A 23,715-nucleotide genomic window follows, 5' to 3' on the forward strand; every position below is an offset into this window, starting at 1 on the left:
AATGCTGCCAGCAGTCCTTTCCGACGGTCAAAGGCGGCTAGGCTGGGCGGCATGACCTGGGCGGAAACCGACGACACGCGCAGCCGAATCCTGCGCGCCGCGCTGGACCTCTTCGCCGAGCAGGGCTACCAGCGCACCTCGCTACGCCAGATCGCCGAACGGCTGCGGCTGACCAAGGCCGCCATCCTCTACCACTTTCCCAGCAAGGGAGACCTGCTCACCGCCCTGGCCGAGCCCATGGTCCGCGACCTGGAGACGCTCATGGAGACCGCCGGGGCGCTGCCGGCCGAGCAGGCGAGATGGACCCTGCTGGAGGGCTGGGTGGACATCATGCTTGAGCATCGCGCCCCGCTGGGCATGCTCTTCCACGACCTCGCGCTTGTCGACCGGGGCAACACGTACCACCGGCTGGTGCGGATCGCCATGCGCGCCAACGAGATAGTCGCCGGCCCGGACGGCAAACGCCGCGACCGGGTCCGGGCGGTGCAGGCGATCGCGATGTGCAGCGACCCGGTGGTGTTCCTCCTGGACGTACCCGCGCCCGTGCTGCGGGCCGACATGCTCGACGGCGTACGGCGGCTGCTGAGTGTCGACGCGACCGACCACTGCGGCCCGAGCGAGCGGGGGGCCTCGGACGGCACCGCGATCGCCGGTGCGGCGGCCGACGGTGTCCCGGGCGTGGCGCGGCGGCACGCCGGGGTCCTGCCGGACGGGGTCACCGGGCGGCGACGGCCGGGACGCCCGCCGGCGATGACCTCGGCGCAGGTGTCGGCCGCGCGCCGGATGCACGCGGCCGGCACCCATTCGGCCGACGAGATCGCCGCCGAGTTCGGCGTCTCCCGGGCCACCCTCTACCGGTATCTCGAATCATCATCGGATATTGAGACAGTTTCCGGATGGTTTTGAGACGAGGCGTTAACAGGGGGCCCTTCCTCTACCGGAGGCGTTAACAAGGGGCCCCTCCTTCGCGGTCAGTCGAGGTCGATCCAGTCGAGGGTGCGGTGCACCGCCTTGCGCCAGCCGGCGTAGCCGGACTCGCGTTGCTCCGGCGTCCAGGATGGCTGCCAGCGCCGGCTCTCGTGCCAGTTCTCCCGCAACTCGTCGGTGTCCCGCCAGAAACCGACGGCCAGGCCGGCGGCGTACGCCGCGCCGAGGGCGGTGGTCTCGGCGACCACCGGCCGGCTGACCGGTACGCCGAGGATGTCCGCCTGCAACTGCATGCACAGGTCGTTGACGGTGACCCCGCCGTCGACCTTGAGGCACTCCAGGGGTACGCCGGAATCCTGCGCCATCGCCTCGGCCACGTCCCGGCTCTGGTAGCAGATCGCCTCCAGGGTGGCCCGGGCGATATGGGCGTCGGTGTTGTAGCGGGACAGCCCGACGATGGCTCCCCGGGCGTCGGAGCGCCAGTACGGGGCGAACAGGCCGGAGAAGGCGGGCACGAAGTAGACCCCGCCGTTGTCGTCGACCTGGCTGGCCAGGTTCTCGCTCTGCGCGGCGCTGCTGATGATTTTCAGCTGGTCGCGAAGCCACTGCACCGCCGATCCGGTGACGGCGATGGAGCCCTCCAGCGCGTAGACCGGCGCCGCGCCGGCAAACTGGTAGCAGACGGTGGTGAGCAGCCCGGCTTTCGACCGGACGATCTCGGTGCCGGTGTTGAGCAGCATGAAGTTGCCCGTACCGTAGGTGTTCTTCGCCTCGCCCGGCGCGAAGCAGACCTGACCGACGGTGGCGGCCTGCTGGTCGCCCAGGTCACCGGCGATCCGGACCGGCCCGCCGAACGGTCCGGTCGGCAGGGTGCTGCCGTAGGCGTGCGGGTCGGCGGAGGGAACGATGCGGGGCAGCATTGCCCGGGGGATGTCGAAGAACGACAGTAGCTCGTCGTCCCAGTCCAGCGTCTCCAGGTTCATCAGCATCGTGCGGCTGGCGTTTGTGGGGTCGGTGACGTGCGCGCCGCCGTCGGTGCCGCCGGTCAGGTGCCACAGCAGCCAGGTGTCGGTGTTGCCGAAGACGGCCTCGCCGCGTTCGGCCGCGGCTCGGACGCCCTCGACGTTCTCCAGGATCCACTGGATCTTGCCAGCAGAGAAGTAGGTGGCCGGCGGCAGGCCAGCCTTGCGCCGGATCACCTCGCCCCGGCCGTCGCGCTCCAGGTTGGCGGCGATCCGGTCGGTACGCGTGTCCTGCCAGACGATGGCGTTGTAGTACGGCCGGCCGGTGCGCCGGTTCCACACCACAGTGGTCTCCCGCTGATTGGTGATGCCGAGGGCGGCCAGGTCCGCCGCGGCCAGGTTGTGCGTGTTCAGGGCGGTACGCACAACCGTCTGCGTGCGCTCCCAGATCTCCAACGGGTTGTGCTCCACCCAGCCGGCGCGCGGCAGGATCTGCTGGTGTTCGAGCTGGTGCCGGCCGACCTCGTTACCACCCTGGTCGAAGATCATGAATCGGGTGCTGGTGGTGCCCTGGTCCACGGCGCCGACGAAATCGGTCACGCACGCTCCCCCTTGTCGTCCTGGGTCGTCACGTCCCGCACTCTGCCGGTGGCCGCTGCGGGCGCTCTGCTCTGCCTCAACCAACGCATGCCGCGCGCCGAAATCCGTTGCGCGGGTTGAAGGAGAGCAAAGCATGCCCCGGGGACGCTGGCCAGCGCAGCGTCGCGCGACGGCCGCCCGCTCCCCATTGACGTGACTTCCAGTAACTGTTACGAGTAGTAGCATGCAATCGCCGTCCCCTGGCACCAGTGGATCCGGTGCCGCACCGGACGGCTCGCCGGCCGCCGTCCGCACCGGGCGCAAGGATCGCTGGGCCGACCACCGGGAGCAGCGACGCCAGGCGCTGATCGCCGCCGCGGTGCAGGCCCTGCTGCGGTACGGCCCGGAGGTCGACATGGACCAGGTGGCCAGCACCGCCGGGGTCAGCAAGCCGGTGCTCTACCGCTACTTCGCCGACAAATCGCAGCTCTGGCTCGCCGTCGGCGAGCACGTGGCGGCCCGGGTGGTCGCGGCGGTCGCCCCCGCCATCGAGCAGGTACGCGAGGAACGCGCCCTGGTCGAGGCGACAATCGACGCGTACCTCGGGGTGATCGACTGCCAGCCCCAGCTCTACGAGTTCCTCGTCCACTCCTGCGGCGTACCGGGCATCCAGCAGCTACTCGCCGGCACCAGCCGGCAGGTGGCCGCCGGGCTGGCCCGGGTGATCGGTGACCGGTTGCGTGCGCTCGGCCTGGACGCGGGCCCGGCGGAGCCGTGGGCGTACGGCCTGGTGGGCTTCGTGCAGGCGGTGGGTGACTGGTGGACCGTGCACGGCCAGCCGATCAGCCGGGCCGTGCTCACCGAGTACCTGACCACGCTGCTGTGGAGCGGCATCGAGGGCGTCCAGCGCAGCGCCGACCTGCCTCCCGAGCTGACCCGCGCGCACGAGCGGATCGCGCCGTGAGTCACCACGGCGGGCTGATGGAGATCGACGTCGCGATCGTCGGGGCCGGGTTCGGCGGCCTGGGCGCGGCCATCCAGTTGCAGCGGGCCGGCTTCACCGACTTCCTCGTCTTCGAGCGCAGCGACGACGTCGGCGGCACCTGGCGGGACAACACCTATCCCGGGTGCGCCTGCGACGTGCCGTCGCACCTGTACTCGTTCTCGTTCGCCGCCAACCCGTCCTGGTCGGAGACCTTCTCCGGGCAGCGCGAGATCTGGGACTACCTGCGCGGCTGCGTGGACCGCTTCGGCGTACGCCCGAAACTGCGGCTGCGCCACGAGTTGCGCCGGGCCGACTGGGACGCCCGGCGCGGACGCTGGCGGCTGGACACCTCCGGCGGTGAGTACTGGGCCCGAGTGTTGATCTGTGCCACCGGCCCGCTCAGCGAACCGGCCGTGCCCGACCTGCCCGGCCTGGAGACTTTCGCCGGCACCGTCTTCCACTCCGCCCGCTGGCGACACGACCACGACCTGACCGGCCGGCGGGTCGCGGTGATCGGCACCGGCGCCTCCGCCGTGCAGTTCGTGCCCCGCATCCAGCCCGTCGTGACCCGGCTGACCCTGTTCCAGCGCACCCCCGCGTGGCTCATGTCCCGCCGGTCGCGCCGGATCAGCCGGCTGGAGCAGGCCGTGTTCCGGCGGCTCCCCGCGACGCAGCGGACCGTACGGGCCGCCGGCTACCTGGCACGCGAGGCGATGGCCGTCGGTTTCCTCCATCCCACGGTGAACCGGATCGCCGCCCGGCGGTCGCTGCGCAAGCTGCGCCGCGAGGTCGCCGACCCGCGGCTGCGCGCCACCCTCACCCCCGGCTACACGATGGGCTGCAAGCGGGTACTCATCTCCGACGAGTACTGGCCGGCCCTGACCCGGGGCAACGTCGACGTGGTCGACGCCGGCATCCGCCGGATCACCGCCGACGGGCTGGTCACCGCCGACGGGGTGCACCACCCAGCCGACACCATCATCCTCGGCACCGGCTTCCACGTCACCGACCCGCCCGTCGTGTCCCGCATCCACGGCCGGGACGGGCGCAGCCTCGCCGAGGAGTGGACGCCGAGCATGCGGGCGTACCGGGGCACCACCGTCGCCGGCTTCCCCAACCTGTTCTTCCTGCTCGGCCCGAACACCGGGCTCGGGCACACCTCGGTGGTGCTGATGATCGAGGCACAGCTACGCTTGATCATCGGTGCCCTGCGGCACCTGCGGGCCACCGGCGTGGCCGCCATCGAACCCACCGCCGAGGCGCAGCGGCGCTGGACCGAGCGGGTGGACCGGCGGATGCGGGGCACCGTCTGGCAGACCGGCTGCGCGAGCTGGTACCTCGACGCGACCGGCCGCAACAGCACCATCTGGCCGGGGTACGCCACCGGCTACCGGTGGCGGCTGCGCCGTTTCCGCCCCGCCGACCACCAGGCCGTCGAGATCGACGGCGCCGACCGGGACCTGGAGCGCTCAGATGCGGTATGACCTTCGCGACCGGACCATCCTGATCACCGGTGCTGCCCGCGGCATCGGCGCCGCCCTGGCCCGGGCCGCCGCCGCCCGGGGCGCCCGCGTCGCGTTGGTCGGTCTGGAGCCGGCCCTGCTGCGCGAGGTGGCCCGGGAGGTGAACGGCCACTGGTACGAGTGCGACGTGACCGACCAGGCGGGGCTCGACGACGCGGTCACCTCCACGGTGCAACGCTATGGCGGCATCGACGTGGTGGTGGCGAACGCCGGCATCGCCAATCTCGGCACCGTGTCGACCGGTCCGGTGGACGCGCTGGTACGCACCATCGACGTGAACCTCTCCGGCGTGATCCGTACGGTCAGCGCGGCGCTGCCGCACGTGCTGGCCGCCCGGGGCCACGTGCTGATGGTCTCGTCGGCGGCGGCCTTCGCCGCGATGCCGGGGATGGCCGCGTACTGCGCCTCGAAGGCCGGGGTGGAGCAGTTCGGCAACGTGCTGCGGCTGGAGAACCGCCGGGGCGGGCTGACCGTCGGCACCGCCCACCCGATCTGGATCGACACCGACCTGGTCCGGGACATCCGCGCGGATTTCCCGTCGTTCCGCGACGCCCAACGCCGGCTGCCCTGGCCGCTCTCCAGCGTGATCAGCGTCGAGCGGTGCGCCGAGGCGTTCCTGCGCGGCATCGAACGGCGCCGACGCAAGGTCTACGTGCCCCGCTCGATCGCGCTGGTCCAGGCGCTGCGGCCGGTGGTGCTCAGCGGGCTCTCCGACGCGCTGATCACCCGGTTCGGCGGCGGCGAACTGGCCGAGCAGATGGCCGCCGAGGTGCGCCGCAGCGGGCGGGCGTTCGGCCGTACCTCGGTGGGGGACGGCCGATCATGAGCATCCATTTCCGGCGCGGGTAAGGTCGAACCGCTGGTGCTGGTGTTCGGCATCGGTGGTTCGACCGGGCGGACCCGAGAACCTTTGCCCTGCCGCAACGGTCGCGGTCTCAGCCCGACGACGTACTCTGCCAGCATGAGCAACCTCGGTCGGCCGGACGCCAGTGGCCCGGGTGATCCGTCTCCGGACGAGGACGAGGCAACGTCCCTGCTGTCCGTGCCCTTCACTGCCCAGACGGTGACCGCGCTGCGGCACCAGCTCGCCGCCCGGATCGCCGCAGCGGGTCTCACCGGAGACGTCGCCGAGGATCTCGTACTGGCCATCCACGAGTTGGTCACCAACGCCGTGCTGCACGGTGGTGGTGGTGGGCGACTCGACCTGTTCCGGCAGGCCGACCGGCTGGTCTGCGAGGTGACCGACCACGGCCGTGGCGGCGACCTCACGGTCAACCTGCCGGCGGCGAACACCCCCGGCGGGCGCGGACTCTGGCTGGCCCATCACCTCACCGGAGCGTTGACCCTCACCCACCGGCCCGACGGGGTGACCGCCACCGTCATCGCCAGCCTCGCCCCGACACAGACCGCACCGCCCGAGGTGATCGCCACCCAGGGGCTGCCGGACACCGTCAGCGGCGGCCGACCGCTCGGCGGCGGCACCCTGGGGCCGCTGCGTCCCGACGGCGCGGAGGGTCGTCCCGGCCTCTGATCGCGGCGCAGGCAAGGCCGAGCAGCGAATGCCGGCTGCCGCACCGGTGGGCGATGCGGCAGCCGTCGCTGGGGTCAGCCGTTGAGCTTCTGCTGGCAGGGCACGCAGAAGCGGGCGTGCGGGAGGATTTCCAGACGTTCCCGGGCGATCGCCGTGCCGCACCTCTCACAGCTGCCGTAGCTACCGGCGGCCATCCGGCGCAGCGCAGCGGAGATCTGCTCCAGGCTGTGCCGGGTCGCGGCGATCAGGGCGGCGTTCGTGTGCGCCTCCGCCGGGTCGCCGGTGTCGGCCGTCAACTGGGTCAGCCGGGCCGTCTGCGTCTCGTGCTCCTGGGTCAGCGTCGCTTCGAGCTGGGTGAGCCACGTCCGGTCGTTCATGTCGAATCCCTTTCTCCGGAAATGAAAAAGGGCCGAAGCTTGAGCTTCGCCCCTGGCCGTCCTGGTGGTTGGACGGTTTCCGGAGGGCTCCGGCCGGCGGGGCTCGGCTGGCTGTCACCGGCCTGGGCGCAGGGCCGACCCGGGCGGATCACCGCCGCGTGCTGCCCGCAGCGGGCAGCCGACACCGACGCGGCCGTGGCGACGGCAGCGTGGTGCAGCGGGATGACCGGGTACATCGAACCACCATAGCCCCCGCGGCAGGGCGGGCCAATCCGGTTGTGCGCCATACCAGCCCCGGATGTGGGTAGTACCCGGTATGACCGATGTCCTCGTCGTCGGGGCCGGGTTCTCCGGGCTCGCCGCCGCGCTCCGCCTCCTGCGGGCCGGCGTACGGGTCCGGGTGTTGGAAGCCCGTGACCGGGTGGGTGGACGGGTGCTGACCCACTGGCTGCCCGACGGCACGCAGCTCGATCTGGGCGCCCAGTGGATCGGCCCGACCCAGCATCGGGTGAACGACCTGCTGGACCGGTACGCGCTGAGCACCTTCCCGTCCGCCGCGTACGGCGCGTCGTTTGTGATGTGGCAGGGCCACCGTCGGGCCGTCGCGCCGCCGGACGCGGCCCGGGTCCTCGATCTGCTGGACGGCTATGCGGCGCGGCTGGATCCGGCCGCGCCGTGGGCCGCGCCGGAGGCGGACCGATGGGACCGGAGCACCCTTGGCGACTGGCTGCTGGCCGCCGCGCCCGACCCGGTGACCGCCCGGTATCTCGGCCGGCTGCTCGCCGGTGGCCTGCTGGCCATCTCTGCCGACCAGGTGTCCGTGCTGCAACTGACCGGCTACCTTGCCAGCGGCGGCGGGGCGGCGACGTTGCTCGCGATGGCCGGCGGCGCGCAGCAGGACCGGATCGTCGGTGGGCCGACCGCGCTGGCCGAGGCGATGGCCGCCGCACTGGGCCCGGAGGTGCTCCGGTTGGCCGCGCCGGTTCTCGCCATCGAAGAGGACGAGACGGGCGTCGTGGCCCAGACCGACGCCGAACGCTTCGCGGCGAAGGCGGTGGTGGTGGCCGTGCCCCCGGCACTTGCCGGTCGGATCCGGTACGTGCCGGCGCTGCCGGCGCTACGCGACGGGCTGACCCAACGGATGCCGATGGGCTCGGCGCTCAAGACACACGTCATCTACCCGGAGCCGTTCTGGCGGGCCGACGGCATCTCCGGGGTCGCCACCTGCACCGACGGGCCGATCACCGAGACCGTCGACGGCGGTACGCCGACCACGTCGCGTGGGGTGCTTACCGCCTTCAGCTACGGGGCGGAGGCCACCGCGCTGCGCCGAATGGCGGCGCCGGCCCGCCGCGCCGTGCTGCTCGACGCGCTGGCCACGATCGTCGGCCCGGCCGCACGGCACGCCGAGGAGGTCGTCGAGTACGACTGGTCGGCCGATCCGTGGACCCGCGGCTGCTTCTGTGGGGTACTGACGCCCGGCTCGGCGCGGGAGTACGGGCCGAGCCTGCGCACGCCGGTGGGTCGGATCCACTGGGCCGGTACGGAGACCGCGACCCGATGGCGCGGTTACCTCGACGGGGCGGTGGAGGCGGGCGAACGTGCCGCCGGCGAGGTGCTGGCCCGGCTGTGACCGCACCGGGCTCGGGGCCGCGCAGAGAGTTCGGGGCCGCGCAGAGAGTTCGGGGGCGGCGCGAAGAATTCGGGCCCACGCGAAGATTTGGGGCCATCCGAAGAGAAGATCTGGGGCCGCCCGAAGACCAGCCCGAAGCGGACTAAAGCCGCTAAAGTTGCAGGTGGCGGCGAGGTTCGCCCGCGCTCACCGGGCGCGGTCGGTGCCGGGTAATCGGCCGGAAAGCAGCCGCCTCAGGCTGGGTACGCCCGTGGAGGTGAGCGGTGTCGGAGGCGGTGCGGGACTTCTTCGACCAGCTGACCCGCAATGGCGGACGGCTGCTGCGACAGATCTCCGGCAGCGTCCGCTTCGATCTGACCTCGCACGACGGCGTGGACCGCTGGCTGGTCGTCATCGAGCGGGGACGAATCGCGGTGTCCCACGGCGGCGCGGAGGACGCCGACACCGTGATCCGCACGGACGAGACAACCTTCGTCCGGATGGCGCGGGGCGAGGTCAAACCGCTGCCGGCGTTCCTGCGCAACGATCTCGTCGCCGACGGGCAGTTCCGCATGGTGATCCTGTTGGAGCGCCTGTTCGCGCCGCCGCCGGGAGCCCGCCATCCCCGCGTGCTGGTCACCGGGGCGGAGCCGGCGCCCGATCGGGAGGTGCGGTGAAGAGGCTCGTCCGCATCCTCGACGGCAACATGTTCGTGCTCAGCGAGGACAACGGGGACATGGTCTTCACCCCCACCGGCCCGAGCGGCTTCTTCGCCTTCGACACCCGGTTCCTGGCCACCTGGCGGCTGAGCCTCAACGGGGAGCTGCTGCACCCGCTCGCGGTGCACGAGCCCAACTACTACGAGATCCGGTTCTTCCTGGTCCCTGGCCATCCGACCCACTACGTCGACGCCAAGGTGTCGGTCATCCGCGACCGGTGGATGTCGGACAGCGGCTTCCGGGAACGTCTCACCGTGCTCAACCACAGCGGCGCGCCGGTCAGTTACGTGGTACGGATCGACGTCGACAGTGACTTCGCGCCGATCTACAACGTGGTCTGGCCGCAGGCCTCCGCGCTGCGCGGCTACCGCGAGGTGTCCGACCGGCTGCGGCTGGGGTGCCGGCGGGAACGGTTTCACCGGGTGACCGAGATTTCCTCAAGCGAGCCCGCCGACTTCGACGAGCACGGCCTGACCTTCCGGGTGCAGCTCGACAGGCAGGGTAGGTGGAGCACGACGCTGCACGTGCAGAGTCTGGTGTTGCGCCCGGACGGGCTGGACACCCAGCACCGGCTGCAACTCCCGTCGGACCGGGCCCGACCACGGCTGCGCCGCGAGCTGAGCCGGTGGGTGGCCAGCGCCCCCCGGCTGCACTGCGACTGGGAACCGCTGATGATGACCTATCGGCGCGGCCTGGAGGACCTGGCCGGCCTGCGGTTCTCCCCGCTGGCGCTACCGCACGAGACGATGTTCGCGGCCGGGCTGCCCTGGTCGGCCGCGGTCATCGGCCGGGACGCCATTCTCACCTGCTTCCAGACCCTGCCCTTCGTTCCCGGGCTGGCCTCCACCACCCTGCGGCTGCTCGCCCTGCTTCAGGGCACGGTCCTCGACGACTTCCGGGACGAGGAACCCGGCAAGATCCTCAACGAGCTCCGGTACGGCGAAATGGCCGCGTTCGAGGAGCGACCGCAGTCGCCGTACTACGGCGGCGCGGACGTCACTCCCCTGTTCGTCGTGCTGCTCGACGAGTACCAGCGCTGGACGGGTGACAGCGAACTGGTCCGGGAACTCGAGGACGCGGCCCGTGCGGCGCTGCACTGGATCGACGAGTACGGCAACATGCGCGGCGACGGCTACCTCTGGTACCGGACCCGCAACGAGCAGACCGGTGCGCAGAACCACTGCTGGAAGGATTCTCCCGAGGCGATCTGCTACGCCGACGGCCGGCTGCCCGGTCTGCCCCGCGCCACCTGCGAGTTGCAGGGGTACGCGTACGACGCCAAGCGGCGGGGTGCCCGGCTGGCCCGCGAGTTCTGGGCCGACCCGGCGTACGCCGACCGGCTGGAACGGGAGGCGGAGGAGCTCAAGCAGCGGTTCAACCGGGATTTCTGGATCAGCGCCGGCGGCTACTTCGCGCTCGCACTCGGGCCCGACGGCGACCAGGTCGACGCCCTGGCGTCGAACATGGGTCATCTGCTGTGGAGCGGCATCGTCGAGCATTCCCGGGCCGGCGCGGTCGCTGAGCACCTGCTCGGCCCCCGGCTCTTCTCCGGCTGGGGGGTGCGGACCCTGGCCACCGGGCAGTTCCGGTACAACCCGCTCGGCTACCACGTCGGCACCGTCTGGCCGTTCGACAACTCCCTGATCGCCGCGGGTCTGCGTCGGTACGGCTTCCGCGCCGAGGCGGGACGCATCGCCGAGAGCGTCATCGGCGCGGCCCAACACTTCGCCGGGCGGATGCCGGAGTCGTTCGCCGGTTACGACCGGGAGTTGACCCGCTATCCGGTGCCGTACCCGGCGGCGAACAGCCCGCAGGCCGCCGCGACGGGTACCACCTTCCTGCTGCTGCGTACCCTGCTCGGCCTGGAACCCCAAGGCGACCACATGGTGGTGCACCCGGAGATACCGGAACGGATCGGCCGGATCGAACTGCTCGATATCGCGGGACGCTGGGGCCTGATGGACGCGATCGGCAACCCCCGCGTCGACCGCAACTGATCCTAATTGCATCCTTGCTTATATAAGTAGCCCCTGATACAACTATCGGGTGCATGCGTTCGAGGTGCTCGGGGATCCCGTCCGGCGGCGGATTCTGGAGCTGCTGGCCGACGGTGAACTGACCGCCGGCGGCATCTGCGAGGTGATCCGGTCCGAGTTCGGCATCTCCCAACCGGCTGTCTCGCAACACCTCCGGGTGCTGCGGGAGGCTGGCTTCGCCACGGTCCGGCCGGAAGGAACGCGACGGCTGTACGCGGTCGACCCACGCCCACTGCGAGAGGTCGACAAGTGGCTGGAGGGCTTCCGCAGGTTCTGGACCCCACGGCTGGCCGCACTCACCACCGAACTCGCCAGAGGCCGCCGCGATGCCCGCGAGACGCAAGCTCGCCAGCCCGTCGAGCCGGGCCGGCACCGCGATGAGGACAACAGGAGAACCACATGATCGACGCTACTTCTCAGATCAGCGCCGTCCGGCGCCAGGTCGGCGCCCGCACGTTGGCGGCGGGAGAGGCCCGGGTGATGACCATCAGCCAGAGCTACGACGCGTCCGTGGCGGACGTCTGGGACGCCTGCACCAACCCCGAGCGCCTGCCCCGATGGTTCGCGCCGGTCTCCGGCGAGTTACGGCTGCACGGCCGCTACCAGGTGGAGGGCAACGCCAGCGGCACCGTCGAGCGGTGCGACCCACCGAAGTCGTTCGCCGCCACCTGGGAATTCGGCGACGAGATCAGCTGGATCGAGCTTCGTCTGGACCCGACCGACGACGGTCGCACCCGGCTCCTGCTGGAGCACGTGGGTCACGTCAAGGACGAGTTCTGGCTCCAGTTCGGTCCCGGCGCGACCGGTGTCGGCTGGGACCTCGCGCTACTCGGCCTCGCCACCCATCTCGCCGGTACGGGCGACGCACCGCCGGAACAGAACGCGGCCTGGATGGGCTCCGCCGCCGGGCGGGCCTTCGTGGCGGCCAGCAGCGAAGGCTGGTTCGAGGCGAGCGTCGCGGCCGGCACCGACCCGGACGAGGCGCGGGCCGCCGCGGACCGCACCACGGCCTTCTACACCGGTGCCCCGCAGCCCTGACCCGTCCGCAGCACTCGCCCGCGCGGCCCTGACCCCGCCGCAGCGCCGCCGGCGGGTGGCGGGCAGCACCTCGGACCCGTCCTCCTGGCCGAGCTCCGCAGGACGGCGGCACCGCCCGGCGGACGGGCCGCGCCGGGCCGCGTTCGGCAACTCGGGTAACGTCCAGCCGCGTGACCCCGGTGGCGTACTCGCACTGCTCGTACTGCGGCACGGCCTATCCGCCGGAAGCCGGGTGGCCTCGGCTCTGCGCGGCCTGCGGCGAGACGGTCTGGCGCAACCCGCTGCCCGTCGCGGTGGCGCTGCTGCCGGTGCGTACCCCCAGTGGGCTCGGCGTGGTCGCGGTCCGGCGCGACATCGAACCCGCCCGTGGGCTGCTCGCGCTGCCCGGCGGATTCATCGAGTACGGCGAGCAGTGGCGGGACGCGCTGGTCCGCGAACTGCGGGAGGAGACCGGGCTGCTCGCCGACCCGGCCGGCGCGGAACTGGTCTCGGTGCAGAGCGCGCCGGCCGGTGGCACCATGATGATCTTCGGGGAGCTACCGGAGCGCCCGGTGGCGGAGCTACCGCCGTCGGCGCCGACCGCCGAGGCCACCGAGTGGCTGGTGTTGACCGAGCCGACCGAGCTGGCCTTCTCCACCCACACCCAGGTGCTTGCCGAATTCTTCGTCCGCCACCGGAGCTGACCGGCCGGCCGCGCGGGCAGCTCGCGAGGTCGCGGCCGGCTCAGCCGCGTCCGGTCGGCACCGGTGGGGTGGCGAACGGGATCCCGGTGGGCTGGGCGGGTACCGGTTCGCCCGCCGGGTGCCGCCACAGTCCGCGCGCACGCAGGATCGGCAGCACCCCCTCGCCGAACCAGTACGCCTCCTCCAGGTGCGGATGTCCGGAGAGGACGAACTCCTCGATGCCGAGCGCGTGGTACTCGGCGATCCGGTCGGCCAGCTCGGTGTGGCTGCCCACCAGGGCGGTGCCCGCGCCACCGCGTACCAGCCCGACCCCCGCCCACAGGTTGGGTGCGACCGTCAGGCCGTCCCGGGAGCCACCGTGCAGGTCGAGCATTCGGCGCTGCCCCTCGGACTCGCTGCGCCGCAGGCCCTCCTGGGCGGAGCGGATGTCGGCGTCCGCGATGCCGTCGAGCAGCCGCCGGGCCTGCGCCCAGGCCTCGTCGCCGGTGTCCCGCGCGATCACGTGCAGCCGGATGCCGAACCGGACGGTACGCCCGGCCTCGGCGGCCAGGCCACGGATCCAGTCGAGCTTGCCGGCGACCTGAGCCGGCGGCTCGCCCCAGGTCAGGTAGACGTCGCTGTGCGCGGCGGCGACCGGACCGGCGGCGGCGGACGAACCGCCGAAGTAGACCGGAGGCACCGGTTCGGGCAGCCGGGCCAGCCGGGCCTGTTCGACGCGTAGGTGCTCGCCCGAGTGGTCGACCGTCTCGCCACGCCACAGCGCCCGCAGCACGTGCAGGAACTCGTTGGTGCGGGCGTACCGGGCGGCCTTGTCCAGGAAGTCGCCGTAGGCGCGCTGCTCGTGGGACTCGCCGCCGGTGACCACGTTGACCAGCAGCCGGCCCTGCGAAAGCCGCTGGAAGGTGGCGCCCATCTGCGCCGCCAGGGTCGGCGAGAGCAGCCCGGGCCGGAACGCGACCAGGAACTTCAGCCGCTCGGTGACCTCGGTCAGCATCGCGGTGCTCAGCCAGGCGTCCTCACACCAGGCGCCGGTGGGCGTCAGCGCACCGACGAAGCCCAACTGCTCGGCGGTCCGGGCGATCTGGCCGAGGTAGGCGACGGTGGGCGGACGGGAGCCACCGGCGCGACCGGCCGACAGGCCGTGCCCGCCGCCGACGATGTCCCGGCTGTCGCCGTACGTGGGCAGGAACCAGTGGAACGTCAACGACATGGTGGGGTCCTTCACGAGTCGCAGGGGCTGCTCCGGCCGGTCCGCTTCCGAATTGTTGGGACGGCCGCCCGGACACCCTACCCATAAAACCTATCGGGTTAGTAGGCTGTGCTTCCCGCCGGGCGAACGTCGATCGCCGTGCGGACCACCAGCCCCTGTCAAGGAGATCTCATGCGCACCTCCCCTGCCCCGCGCCGGGCTCGCACCGCCGCGTTGACGGCACTGGCCCTGGTCGCCGTCGCCGCCCTCACCGCCTGCGGTGCGGACGCGGCGGGCGACGACGGCACGCCCCGGCTGCGCGTCGGCTACCAGCGCTTCGGCGGACTGAGCCTGGTCAAGGCGCGCAGTGGAGCCACCGACGTCGAGTGGTCGCTGTTCGAGAGCGGCCCGGCGCTGACCGAGGCGCTCAAGGCGGGCTCCATCGACCTCGGACAGACCGGCGAGGCACCGCCGATCTTCGCCGCCGCCGGCAAGATCCCGTTCTCCGTCATCGGCACCTCCGCACCGGTCCCACAGGGCGAGGCGGTCCTGGTCAAGGAGAGCTCCGGCATCCGCACGGTCGCCGACCTGAAGGGACGCACGGTGGCGCTCAACAAGGGCTCCAACGTGCACTGGCTACTGGTGCGGCTGCTGGAGGCGAACAACCTGACGCTGCGGGACATCAACGTCAAGTACCTCAAGCCAGCCGAGGGTCGACCCGCCTTCGACAGCGGGCAGGTCGACGCCTGGGTGATCTGGGATCCGTACTTCGCCCTCGCCGAGCAGCCCGGCGTACGGATCCTCGCCGACGCCACCGGCCTGGCCAGCAACCGCGAGTACGTGCTGGCCCACCCGGACGCGCTGGCCACCAGGTCCGAGCAGATCGAGGCGTTCCTGCGCACGTACCGGACGGTCACCGACTGGGGCATCGCCAACCCCGCCGAACGCGCCACGGTACTCGCGCCCGAACTCAAGATCGCCGAGGACGTCGCCGGCCGGGCGTTGGCCCGCAGTGCGCCGGCCCTCGCGCCGGTCACCCCGGCGGTCGGCGACGAGTTGCAGGCCATCGCGGACGGCTTCGCCAGCCTCGAACTCATCCCCGGGCCGGTCGACATCCGCGCCCGGGTGGACGGCCGTTTCAACGAGGTGTTCCAGTGACCAGGGCCACCGCCACCGCACCGACACCGACCACGGCGGTACCCGCCGCACCGGCCGGTTCGGCGACCAGCAGCCGCCGCCTGGCCTGGCGCCGGCTGACCAGCCCGGTACTGCTCGTGGCCGGCTGGGAGTTGGCCGCCCGCGGCGGAGCGCTGGCACCGGAGAAGTTGCCGGCACCGAGCACCGTGCTGGCCACCGGCTGGCGCCTGACCCGCGACGGAACCCTGCTGACCCACCTGCTCGACTCGCTCACCCGGGCCGGCACCGGGCTGCTCATCGGCGGCGGGCTCGCGCTGCTCCTCGGCGCCCTCGCCGGGCTGCTGCGCCTCGGTGACGACCTGGTCGATCCGCCGGTGCAGATGGCCCGGATGCTGCCGCACCTCGGGCTGGTCCCGCTGCTGATCATCTGGGTCGGCATCGGCGAGTCGCTGAAGGTCAGCCTGGTCGCCCTGGGTGCCTTCTTCCCGCTCTACTTCAACACCTACGCCGGCATCCGAGACATCGACGAACGGCTGGTCGAGGCGGCGCGTACCTGCGGATTGGGGCCCGCCGCCCGACTGCGGCACGTGGTGCTGCCCGGCGCGTTGCCCGCGCTCTTCCTCGGCCTACGGCTGGCCATCGGCGCCGCCTGGCTCAGCCTCGTCGTCGGCGAACAGGTGAACGCGCAGACCGGCATCGGTTTCCTGATGATGGAGGCCCGCGAGTTCAGCCAGACCGACGTGGTGGTGCTCGGGCTGCTCGTCTACGCCCTGCTCGGCCTGCTGTCCGACGTCGCCATCCGGGTGCTGGAAAGGAGGACGCTGGCATGGCGTCGCGGACTTCGGGCCAGCTGAGCGGCGTCCCGCCGGTGGTCACCGCAAGCGGCGTACGCCGCAGCTTCGGCACCGCCACCGTGCTGGCCGGCGTCCACCTGACCATCGCACCGGGCGAGGTGGTCGCGCTGCTCGGCGGTAGCGGCTCCGGCAAGAGCACCCTGCTGCGCGTGCTGGCCGGCCTCGACGACGAGGCCACCGGCGACACCCTCCTGCGGGGCACCGCCGCAGTGGTGTTCCAGGAACACCGCCTGCTGCCGTGGAAGCGGGTGGCCGAAAACGTCGCGCTCGGACTCTCCGGTGCGGACGTGGCGACGCGGGTGGACCGGGCGCTGGCCGAGGTCGGTCTCGCCGACCGGCACCGGGCCTGGCCGGCCGAACTCTCCGGCGGGCAGGCCCAGCGGGTGGCGGTGGCCCGGGCGCTGGTCCGTGCGCCGGACGTCCTGCTGCTCGACGAGCCGTTCGGCGCCCTCGACGCGCTCACCCGGCTGCGCATGCAGGGCCTGCTACGCCGGCTACGGGCCGAACACGGCTTCGCCGCACTGCTGGTCACGCACGACGTGGAGGAGGCGCTGCTGCTCGCCGACCGACTCCTCGTACTGGAGCACGGCGTCATCGCCGAGGAATTCACCGCCCCACTCGGCCCGACCCGGGTCCCCGACGACCCGGCCTTCGGCGCGCTGCGCCGCCGCCTACTCGACCGACTCGGTGTGCCCACCCCGTGACCTGGAGATACACCGGACACCCGGCCGATCCCGGTCACTCCGACGGTCCCGGTCGAACAGCCGTGCGATACAGCGCGACGGCTCGGCCAGGCGTGGCCACCCGCGAGACGGGTAGACGGGCCGGGCCGCGACAGGGCGGTCCGGTCGGTCGACCCGAGTCGATCCACCGGTGTTGACCTTCCGGGGGGCCGATGACCAGCGGACCGGGGATATCGGAGAACGTGGTGGAGTTGCGGGTGCACGGCGTGTCGGGCGCTCAGGCCGAGCAGATCCTCGGCCGCCCGCACAGCCACCAGGTCGCCGGGGACGGCAGCGGCGGATTCTTCCGGCCCCGCGCCGAGTATCCGGACGCCAAGGGACCGACGGGCGTGACGCTGGAGGCGTACCGCTGGAGCGACCTGCCCTCGGGCACCGTCGTACGGACCCTGTCGCTGGTGTTCCTGCTGCCCTTCATGCTCTGCAACGTCGCGATCTGGATGCGGCCGGCCCACCCCGGCAGCACCGGCGCGGGACTCAAGGCGGTGTGCCGGCTGCTCGCTCTCTCGCTGACCGTGTTGTACGTGCTCACGGCGATGGGCGTGGCGCTGGACCTGGTCGCCTGGCGGTGCCTGCCGAAGCCGGAATGCCTGGCCGGCCGCCCATGGCTGTCCTGGCTGGGCGGTCGGCCCACCGGACTGACCCTGGCGGTGTTGGCGCTGCTCCCGGCCGCCGCGCTCGGCCTGGTCTGGCGGCTCGGCGTCCGCCCCGGACGCAAGTTCGACGCCTTCCGCACGCCCACCCTGAGCACCGGCCGGCATCAGCTCAGCGCGGTGGCCCAGTGGGACAGCGCTCCGATGGTGGGGCGGCTGCGTTCGCTGCACGTCGCCGTCGGCTTCGCCACCCTGGGCCTGGGCCTGCTCACGGCGCGGGTCGCCGCGGGCGCGTCGGTCGTCAGCGTCGCGCTGACCGTGGTGACCGGCGTGGTTCTCACCGCCTGCGTCGCAGTGATCTGCACGCACCGGCTGATCGACACGCAGCTGACCGGCAGGCGGGTCGACCGGCTGCCCGGGTGGTTGCGTACCGCCGCCTGCGTGCTGACGCCGTTGACGCTTGTCGTGGTGGCGGCCGACCCGACACCATGGCAGCCCGGCGACGGCCTGCCGGGCTACGCCCGGATGGTCGGCCTGGTCATCGTCGCCCAGTCGATGCTGCTCTTCGCGCTCGCAGCGGTGGCCCTGGCCGGACGCCGCCGGGCACGCACCGCCGCCCGCCGCAGCCTGGCGGACACCACGCCCGGCAGCAGCCAGGACGTCGCCACCGGCAACATCGGGTGGATCGACGGGGTCGAGAACGACGAGGTACACCGCGGCTTCGGCTGTGACGGGCTCGGATCCGGGCCGTTGCAGGGGCTGGGTGCCCCGGTGATCGCCGCCGGGGCGACCGGGCTGGCGGTCGCGACCTCGGCCGACCTCGTCTACCGGGTCGCCGACCTGCTCAACCGCCGAGCCTCGGCCGGCATGGAACGGGGTATCGGACCGCCGCTGGGCTTCAAATGGTCGATCTTCGTGTTCCTCGTGGCCGCGGCGGCGGTGGCGCTCGGCGCGGCGGTGGTGACCCTGGCCAGCCGTCCTGCGCGGGTGCGTACCGCCCGCGCCACCCTGACCCACGACTTCCCCGACGCTCCCCCGGCCGCCGGCTTCCGGCTGCGTCAGATCGAACGGGCCATGGCCCGGGCCCGGTTCACCGAACGCCTGGAGCTACTCACCGTGGTCTACGCGGGCGTCGTCATCGTCGGCATGCCGACGAGCCTGCTCGGCATGCTGGACCTGGCGCCCGGCCAGGTGGTCGAACGCTTCACCCGGCTACCGGCGGCGGCGACCGACTTCGCCATCCAGCTGGGCAGCCTGGCCATCTCGGCGGTGGTGTTCGCCCTGTTCGTCGGGGGGATCTTCGCCTACCGCACGGCCGAGTTCCGCCGCTACGTCGGCGTGCTGTGGGATCTGGGCACCTTCTGGCCCCGGGCCGCGCACCCGTTCGCACCACCCTGCTACGCGGCACGGGCGGTGCCGGAGCTGGGTCGGCGGATCATCTACCACGCCGAACAGGGCAGGGGCGTGCTGCTGGCCGGGCACAGCCACGGCTCGGTGCTGCTCGCCGCGACGCTGCTCCAACTGCCACCCCACGTCTGCGGTCGGCTCGCCCTGCTGACGTACGGGTCGCCGCTGCGCCGGCTCTACGCGCGACTCTTTCCCGCCTACGTCGACGATCAGGTGCTTCGCGAGGTCGGCGAACGGGTCAACTGGCGGTGGGTGAACCTGTGGCGCGACACCGATCCGATCGGCGGCTGGATCTTCTCGCCGCACCGGCCCGGTCGGCAACCCGTGACGCCCGGCCCGGCCGGCCACGTCGACCGTCGGCTACGCGACCCGTGGGACGTCGTGCCGCCACCCGGCGACAGCGTCCCCCCGCCGATCATCGGGCACTGGCCGGGCGAGGAGGATCCCCGGTTGGCCGCCACCGTGGCGGACCTGGCGCGCCGACTCCGCGACCGGCCACGGTGACCGCGCAGCCGGCCGGTCGCGGGGACCGGGCGTCGACGGCCGATATTCTTCGCCGGTGAGCGCCTCCCGCCGCCCGGACCGGACGTTGATCGCGTCGAACCGCAAGGCCCGACACGACTACACGATCCTGAAGACGTACGAGGCCGGCATCGTGCTGGCCGGCACCGAGGTCAAGTCGCTGCGCGAGGGCCGGGTCTCGCTTGTCGACGCCTTCGCCCAGGAGCACGCCGGGGAGATCATGCTGCACGGCCTGCACATCGCCGAGTACGGCTACGGCAGCTGGACCAACCACGCACCCCGCCGAACCCGCAAGCTGCTGCTGCACCGGGTGGAGATCGCCCGGATCCTGGACCGGACCCGCGAGGGCGGCATCACCCTGGTGCCGCTGTCGATGTACTTCGCCGGCGGCTGGGCCAAGGTCGAACTGGCCCTGGCCAGGGGCCGCAGGTCGTACGACAAGCGGCAGGCCCTCGCCGCCCGCGACGCCGACCGGGAGATCGCCCGCGAGCTGGGCCGCCGGCTCAAGGGGCGATAGGCACCAGGCCGGCGCAGCGTGAATCCGGCACGCCGACCGGGCGGCGGGGCATCATCCAGTTCAGCGCCGCGTCCTCCACCGGCCAGCCCGCCACCACCACCCGGCTGGCCGGCGGCCGGGTGTCGTTCGGGCAGAGCACCTGGCCCCGCACCTCGTCGTTGATCAGGAAACGGATCTCACCGGTACGGTCCAGCACGATTGTCATCCGGTCGGTCACCGTCACCGCCTCACCCAGGACCACCTCTCGGGTGACCGGATCACCGACCTCGACGGCCACCGCGGGCAGCAGCGGCACCCGCAGGAAAACCACTCCCGTCAGCACCGGCAGCAGCGCACCGACCGTGTAGGTGAGGGTGCGGGTCAGTGCCGGGGCGGCCCGCGCCGGCACCGGCCCGGTCAGCACCAGCGCGCCGGCCGGCGGAAGCGCCAGCAGCGCAGCGGTGGCCAACTCGCCGTGCCGCAGCGCCGCCCCGATGGCCGGGCCGAGCCAGGCGTAGCAGGCGGCGGCCACCACCACCGGCAGGACCAGACCGGTGGCGACAAGCGTCCGGGGCCGGTCCGGGAACCGGTTGCGTGCCCGCAGGGCGACCAGCCACACCAACAGCATCACCAGCGCCGGCAGGAACCGCAGCTGCCAGGTGAGCGCGGCCAGCGCGCCGGTCACCACCAGCACCCAGTCCGGCGTACGGGAGCTGGCGTACGCCACAAGCGACCGCTCCGGATCGAACCGGTCCGGAGCGCTCACCTGCAACAGCTCGCCGAGCACGGCGAGCACCAGCACGACCAGCGGCGCAGCCCAGACCAGGGCGATGAGCAGCGCACTGAGCAGCCCCAACGGGCTGACGTACTGCACCAGCAGCAGCATCGTCGACATGTCCTGCCGGCTGAGCCGCCACAGCCGCAGCACCAGCAGCAGCACCGGGAAGGCGGGCAGCAGGGTCAGCAGCCACTGCTGCGCCTGACGCGCACCCGAGCGACGCCGGTTGCCGGGGCCGGGCGTGGTCGATGCGGGGTTGGCAGTGCGAACCTCTCCCACGGCCACTGCCGCACCTCCACTCTGTCCTCCAGCCCGGGTTCCGGTTGCCGGTCGACCGCGACCTGCTGCGGATTGTTGTACTGCTGCTCGGACCTGAGGTACCGGTCGAAGGCAGCCCGCCACCGATCCCCGTCGGGGCCGTCCGCCGACTCCTGAAGCGAGAGGTTCACCAGGTCACGCAAAGCCCGGTTCGGGCCGGTGTTCACGCCGTACAGCTCCGAGCTGTCCGCGCCGATGTCCCAGTGGCGCAGCTTCTTGACCCGCTCCAGCTTGTTCCTCGGCGGCAGCTCGCCGGCCGGTCGCGGGCCCACGAAACCGGCCAGGATCGCCGCGTCGGTGGTGACCGCGTCGACCTTGCCGTCGTGCAGCTCCTGAACGCACTGGCTGATCCGGTTGCGGCCGTGCGCCACCGCATCCAGCTGTTCCAGGTTCTGTTCCGAGGTCGACGTGGCGAGGGTGCAGACCCGCTTCCCGGCGAGGTCGCGCAGGCTGGTCACCTCCCCGTCGTACGAGTCCAGGGTGATCACCGACTGTTCGGTCTCCAGGTACGGCGCGGAGAAGATCACGCCCTGCTGCCGGCGCTGTTCGGTGATGCTGTACGAGGCGACCACCAGGTCGACCGTGACGAAGCTGCCGTCGGCGGTGCGGGCCTGCCGGCGGGCACGGTCCTCGCTCTCGATGGCCAGGAACGTCACCCGCGGCGCGTCGAAGCCGAGATCCTCGGCGATCATGTACGCGATCTCGATGTCGAAGCCCTCGAACGCGCCGTTCTCCAGTTGCTGCGAGATCCCGGGCTGGTCGTCCTTGACGCCGATGTAGAGGGTCTGCTTGCCGGTCAGGCCGGCCCGCTCCCGCAACTGTTCCCGAGTGGGCGGGCCGACCGAGGCGACCACCCGGATCACCGCGACGACGACCACCACGAGCAACAGGAGCAGCGCGGCAAGGCGCAGCCGACGGCCCCGTGACGACCCGGCACCGCCCCGCAGGGGCCGACCCGCGACAGTCTCGTCTGACTCGGTCATCGTCACCCCCGTACGCCACGAGCCTCCACTGTGGTTCCCACAACCAGACTATTGTGGGGGGCCAGGAGCAGGTGGTGACCCACAGTTACCCAAGTGTGACCGACCCACGGGGTAGGGAACACCCCGCCGGATCACGACTCCGGCCGGCGCCTCTTCCAGGCCGTTGCCGGGCCGGCGCCTCTTCCAGGCCGTTGCCGGGCCGACGCCTCTTCCAGGCCGTTGCCGGGCCGACGTCCCCGGTTGGGGGCCGGGTCAGCGGGCGAGCAGGTGCGCGTGGGCCGCGCGCAGCCGGGTGAGCGCCGGATCGCCGCCCGCCCGCCGGTCCAGTTCAGCCCATGCCTCGGCCAGTGCCGCGCTGAGCGTCCGCAACTCGGCGGCATGACGGCGGGCGCTCTGCTCCCGCTGGGCCTCGAGTCGCCGGGCCCAGCCGGCGGTGACCTCGGCGAGCCGCTCCGCGTCGGCGCGGGCCTGGGCAGCGGTGCCGGCAGCGTCCGCCGGCACGATCGCGGCGACCGGACGCGGATCGCCGTCGCGGGTGATCACGGTGACGGTGTCGGTCAGCTCCGCCATCGCGACGAGCTGACTCAGCCTGGTGCGCGCCTCGCGCAGGGGCAACGAGCGCCGGGGGGCGTTTCGTGGAGTTAGGGCGGGGACAGCCATGGATGCATTCTCGGTACCGGGTACGACACTTTCCGCGACCGTCCACCCGGGAAGGTGCCCGCGCGCGGTGGAGGTGCCGCCGGTCAGCGCAGCGGACGGTCCCGACGGGACGGGAACTGAGCGCCGGGCCGGGCCAGCGTGGACCGGGCCCGCAGCCCGACCGGGTCCGGCTCGGGAGCCGCCTCGGGCGGGTCGGCCGCCGGCGCCCGCCGGGCGTGCAGGTAGGCCGCGGCGGCGCGGTCCTCGTCGGTCGGCGCGGCGAGCAACGCGTAGACCAGCCCGACCACCCCGAAGATCACCAGCAGGATGATGGGAATCAGCAGCGAGCCCACCTCCGCACCGGACACCTCGCCGCCCCGCTCGTGCAGGTGCACCGAGATGGCACTCATCCCGGTGAAGTGCATGCCGTTGACCGCCACCCCCATCACCAGCGCCGAGACGAAGATCGCCGCCCCACGGCGTACGGTCACCGCCAGCCAGAGCGCGACGGTGGCCGCCACCACCGCGATCAGCACGGAGAGCGCGACCCGGAGTTCGTCGTAGCTGAGCCGGCCGTCCAACCGCATCGCGGCCATGCCGGTGTAGTGCATCGCCGCCACGCCACTGCCGGCGAAGATGCCACCGGCGAGGATGCGGACCACCGACAGCCGACCGGTACCCACGATCGCCAGCCCGATGCCGACCGCCACGACCGCGATCAGCGCGCTGGCCACGGTGATCGGCACGTCGTACCTGATCCGTGCGCCGGTGACGGCGAAGCCCAGCATCGCCAGGAAGTGCATGGTCCAGATCGCGGTGCCGCCGAGCGCCCAGGCCGCCAACGTGCCCCACCACAGTTTCTGACCGGTGCTGCCCGCGTCCCGGATCCGGGTGGCACAGACCAGCCCGAGGATGGCACCGAGCACCGACAGCGCGTAACTGAGCGCGGGTGTGATCCACCCGTACTCGAAATGATTGATCTCCGCCATGACGGCTCCCCCCAGAGCTGTTACCGCCGTTTAGCCATCCGCCGTCACATGATCCAGCAGTGTTTAACCAGGCACAATAGCCTTACGGAGGAAACAAC

The 23,715-nt window shown here is 72.1% G+C and carries 23 protein-coding genes; 16 read left to right on the plus strand and 7 right to left on the minus strand.

The window, feature by feature from the left end:
- Positions 1-51: 51 nt before the first annotated feature.
- Entirely contained in the window at positions 52-906 is an 855-nt protein-coding gene (locus QQG74_RS17705; protein WP_341715879.1) for a TetR family transcriptional regulator, read from the plus strand.
- 65 nt (positions 907-971) lie between these two features.
- Here QQG74_RS17705 and glpK read toward each other — a convergent pair whose 3' ends face one another.
- Positions 972-2,489: a glycerol kinase GlpK gene (gene glpK / locus QQG74_RS17710; RefSeq protein WP_341715880.1), complete on the minus strand. Its 1,518-nt coding sequence runs from the start codon at positions 2,487-2,489 to the stop codon at positions 972-974.
- A gap of 223 nt (positions 2,490-2,712) precedes the next feature.
- Between glpK and QQG74_RS17715 the strand changes: the two genes are divergently transcribed.
- From QQG74_RS17715 to QQG74_RS17730, 4 genes are all read left to right on the plus strand, one after another.
- Positions 2,713-3,432 (plus strand): TetR/AcrR family transcriptional regulator, encoded by a 720-nt coding sequence (locus QQG74_RS17715; RefSeq protein WP_341715881.1) that lies wholly within the window; start codon positions 2,713-2,715, stop codon positions 3,430-3,432.
- Positions 3,429-4,937 (plus strand): NAD(P)/FAD-dependent oxidoreductase, encoded by a 1,509-nt coding sequence (locus QQG74_RS17720; protein ID WP_341715882.1) that lies wholly within the window; start codon positions 3,429-3,431, stop codon positions 4,935-4,937. Before QQG74_RS17715 ends, QQG74_RS17720 begins: the two co-directional genes overlap by 4 nt.
- Complete coding sequence (locus QQG74_RS17725) at positions 4,927-5,802, plus strand: SDR family oxidoreductase (protein WP_341715883.1); 876 nt, start codon at positions 4,927-4,929, stop codon at positions 5,800-5,802. The genes QQG74_RS17720 and QQG74_RS17725 overlap by 11 nt, the downstream gene beginning before the upstream one ends.
- A gap of 135 nt (positions 5,803-5,937) precedes the next feature.
- Positions 5,938-6,507 carry an ATP-binding protein gene (locus QQG74_RS17730; RefSeq protein WP_341715884.1) on the plus strand — a complete coding sequence of 190 codons (570 nt, stop codon included), beginning with the start codon at positions 5,938-5,940 and terminating at the stop codon, positions 6,505-6,507.
- Between the two features lie 74 nt (positions 6,508-6,581).
- On the opposite strand, the gene QQG74_RS17735 is transcribed toward QQG74_RS17730, so the two are convergent.
- Positions 6,582-6,884, minus strand: coding sequence for a TraR/DksA family transcriptional regulator (locus QQG74_RS17735; RefSeq protein WP_341715885.1), 303 nt, complete (start codon positions 6,882-6,884; stop codon positions 6,582-6,584).
- Positions 6,885-7,200: 316 nt separating this feature from the next.
- On the opposite strand from QQG74_RS17735, the gene QQG74_RS17740 reads away from it, so the two are divergent.
- The 6 genes from QQG74_RS17740 (at position 7,201) to QQG74_RS17765 (ending at position 12,972) form a co-directional block, all read left to right on the plus strand.
- On the plus strand, positions 7,201-8,517 hold the full coding sequence (locus tag QQG74_RS17740; RefSeq protein ID WP_341715886.1) for an FAD-dependent oxidoreductase: 1,317 nt from the start codon (positions 7,201-7,203) through the stop codon (positions 8,515-8,517).
- Between the two features lie 263 nt (positions 8,518-8,780).
- The gene (locus QQG74_RS17745) at positions 8,781-9,173 is read left to right on the plus strand and encodes an SCP2 sterol-binding domain-containing protein (RefSeq protein WP_341715887.1); all 393 of its coding nucleotides are present in this window, start codon (positions 8,781-8,783) and stop codon (positions 9,171-9,173) included.
- Entirely contained in the window at positions 9,170-11,212 is a 2,043-nt protein-coding gene (locus QQG74_RS17750; RefSeq protein ID WP_341715888.1) for a glycogen debranching N-terminal domain-containing protein, read from the plus strand. The genes QQG74_RS17745 and QQG74_RS17750 overlap by 4 nt, the downstream gene beginning before the upstream one ends.
- A 49-nt stretch (positions 11,213-11,261) precedes the next feature.
- Positions 11,262-11,654 carry a metalloregulator ArsR/SmtB family transcription factor gene (locus QQG74_RS17755; RefSeq protein ID WP_341715889.1) on the plus strand — a complete coding sequence of 131 codons (393 nt, stop codon included), beginning with the start codon at positions 11,262-11,264 and terminating at the stop codon, positions 11,652-11,654.
- The gene (locus tag QQG74_RS17760) at positions 11,651-12,289 is read left to right on the plus strand and encodes an SRPBCC family protein (protein ID WP_341715890.1); all 639 of its coding nucleotides are present in this window, start codon (positions 11,651-11,653) and stop codon (positions 12,287-12,289) included. The genes QQG74_RS17755 and QQG74_RS17760 overlap by 4 nt, the downstream gene beginning before the upstream one ends.
- Before the next feature lie 170 nt (positions 12,290-12,459).
- Positions 12,460-12,972, plus strand: coding sequence for an NUDIX domain-containing protein (locus QQG74_RS17765; RefSeq protein ID WP_341715891.1), 513 nt, complete (start codon positions 12,460-12,462; stop codon positions 12,970-12,972).
- Between the two features lie 40 nt (positions 12,973-13,012).
- Here QQG74_RS17765 and QQG74_RS17770 read toward each other — a convergent pair whose 3' ends face one another.
- Positions 13,013-14,182: an LLM class flavin-dependent oxidoreductase gene (locus QQG74_RS17770; protein ID WP_341715892.1), complete on the minus strand. Its 1,170-nt coding sequence runs from the start codon at positions 14,180-14,182 to the stop codon at positions 13,013-13,015.
- A 171-nt stretch (positions 14,183-14,353) separates the two neighbouring features.
- Between QQG74_RS17770 and QQG74_RS17775 the strand changes: the two genes are divergently transcribed.
- From QQG74_RS17775 to smpB, 5 genes are all read left to right on the plus strand, one after another.
- Positions 14,354-15,319: an aliphatic sulfonate ABC transporter substrate-binding protein gene (locus tag QQG74_RS17775; protein WP_341715893.1), complete on the plus strand. Its 966-nt coding sequence runs from the start codon at positions 14,354-14,356 to the stop codon at positions 15,317-15,319.
- Positions 15,316-16,152 carry an ABC transporter permease gene (locus QQG74_RS17780; protein WP_341715894.1) on the plus strand — a complete coding sequence of 279 codons (837 nt, stop codon included), beginning with the start codon at positions 15,316-15,318 and terminating at the stop codon, positions 16,150-16,152. Before QQG74_RS17775 ends, QQG74_RS17780 begins: the two co-directional genes overlap by 4 nt.
- On the plus strand, positions 16,125-16,856 hold the full coding sequence (locus tag QQG74_RS17785; protein ID WP_341715895.1) for an ABC transporter ATP-binding protein: 732 nt from the start codon (positions 16,125-16,127) through the stop codon (positions 16,854-16,856). The genes QQG74_RS17780 and QQG74_RS17785 overlap by 28 nt, the downstream gene beginning before the upstream one ends.
- Before the next feature lie 191 nt (positions 16,857-17,047).
- The gene (locus tag QQG74_RS17790) at positions 17,048-19,396 is read left to right on the plus strand and encodes a hypothetical protein (RefSeq protein WP_341715896.1); all 2,349 of its coding nucleotides are present in this window, start codon (positions 17,048-17,050) and stop codon (positions 19,394-19,396) included.
- 55 nt (positions 19,397-19,451) lie between these two features.
- Positions 19,452-19,931, plus strand: a complete 480-nt coding sequence (gene smpB / locus QQG74_RS17795) for an SsrA-binding protein SmpB (RefSeq protein WP_341715897.1) — start codon at positions 19,452-19,454, stop codon at positions 19,929-19,931.
- Here the strand turns inward: smpB and QQG74_RS17800 are convergent.
- From QQG74_RS17800 to QQG74_RS17815, 4 genes are all read right to left on the minus strand, one after another.
- Entirely contained in the window at positions 19,918-20,967 is a 1,050-nt protein-coding gene (locus QQG74_RS17800; protein WP_341715898.1) for a hypothetical protein, read from the minus strand. The genes smpB and QQG74_RS17800 overlap by 14 nt on opposite strands.
- Positions 20,871-21,989, minus strand: a complete 1,119-nt coding sequence (locus QQG74_RS17805; protein ID WP_341715899.1) for a transporter substrate-binding domain-containing protein — start codon at positions 21,987-21,989, stop codon at positions 20,871-20,873. Before QQG74_RS17805 ends, QQG74_RS17800 begins: the two co-directional genes overlap by 97 nt.
- Positions 21,990-22,241: 252 nt before the next feature.
- Positions 22,242-22,649, minus strand: a complete 408-nt coding sequence (locus QQG74_RS17810; protein WP_341715900.1) for a type II toxin-antitoxin system Phd/YefM family antitoxin — start codon at positions 22,647-22,649, stop codon at positions 22,242-22,244.
- Between the two features lie 83 nt (positions 22,650-22,732).
- Complete coding sequence (locus tag QQG74_RS17815) at positions 22,733-23,617, minus strand: MHYT domain-containing protein (protein ID WP_341715901.1); 885 nt, start codon at positions 23,615-23,617, stop codon at positions 22,733-22,735.
- Positions 23,618-23,715 lie beyond the last annotated feature (98 nt).

The sequence above is a fragment of the Micromonospora sp. FIMYZ51 genome, from assembly GCF_038246755.1.
Classification (GTDB): Bacteria; Actinomycetota; Actinomycetes; order Mycobacteriales; family Micromonosporaceae; genus Micromonospora.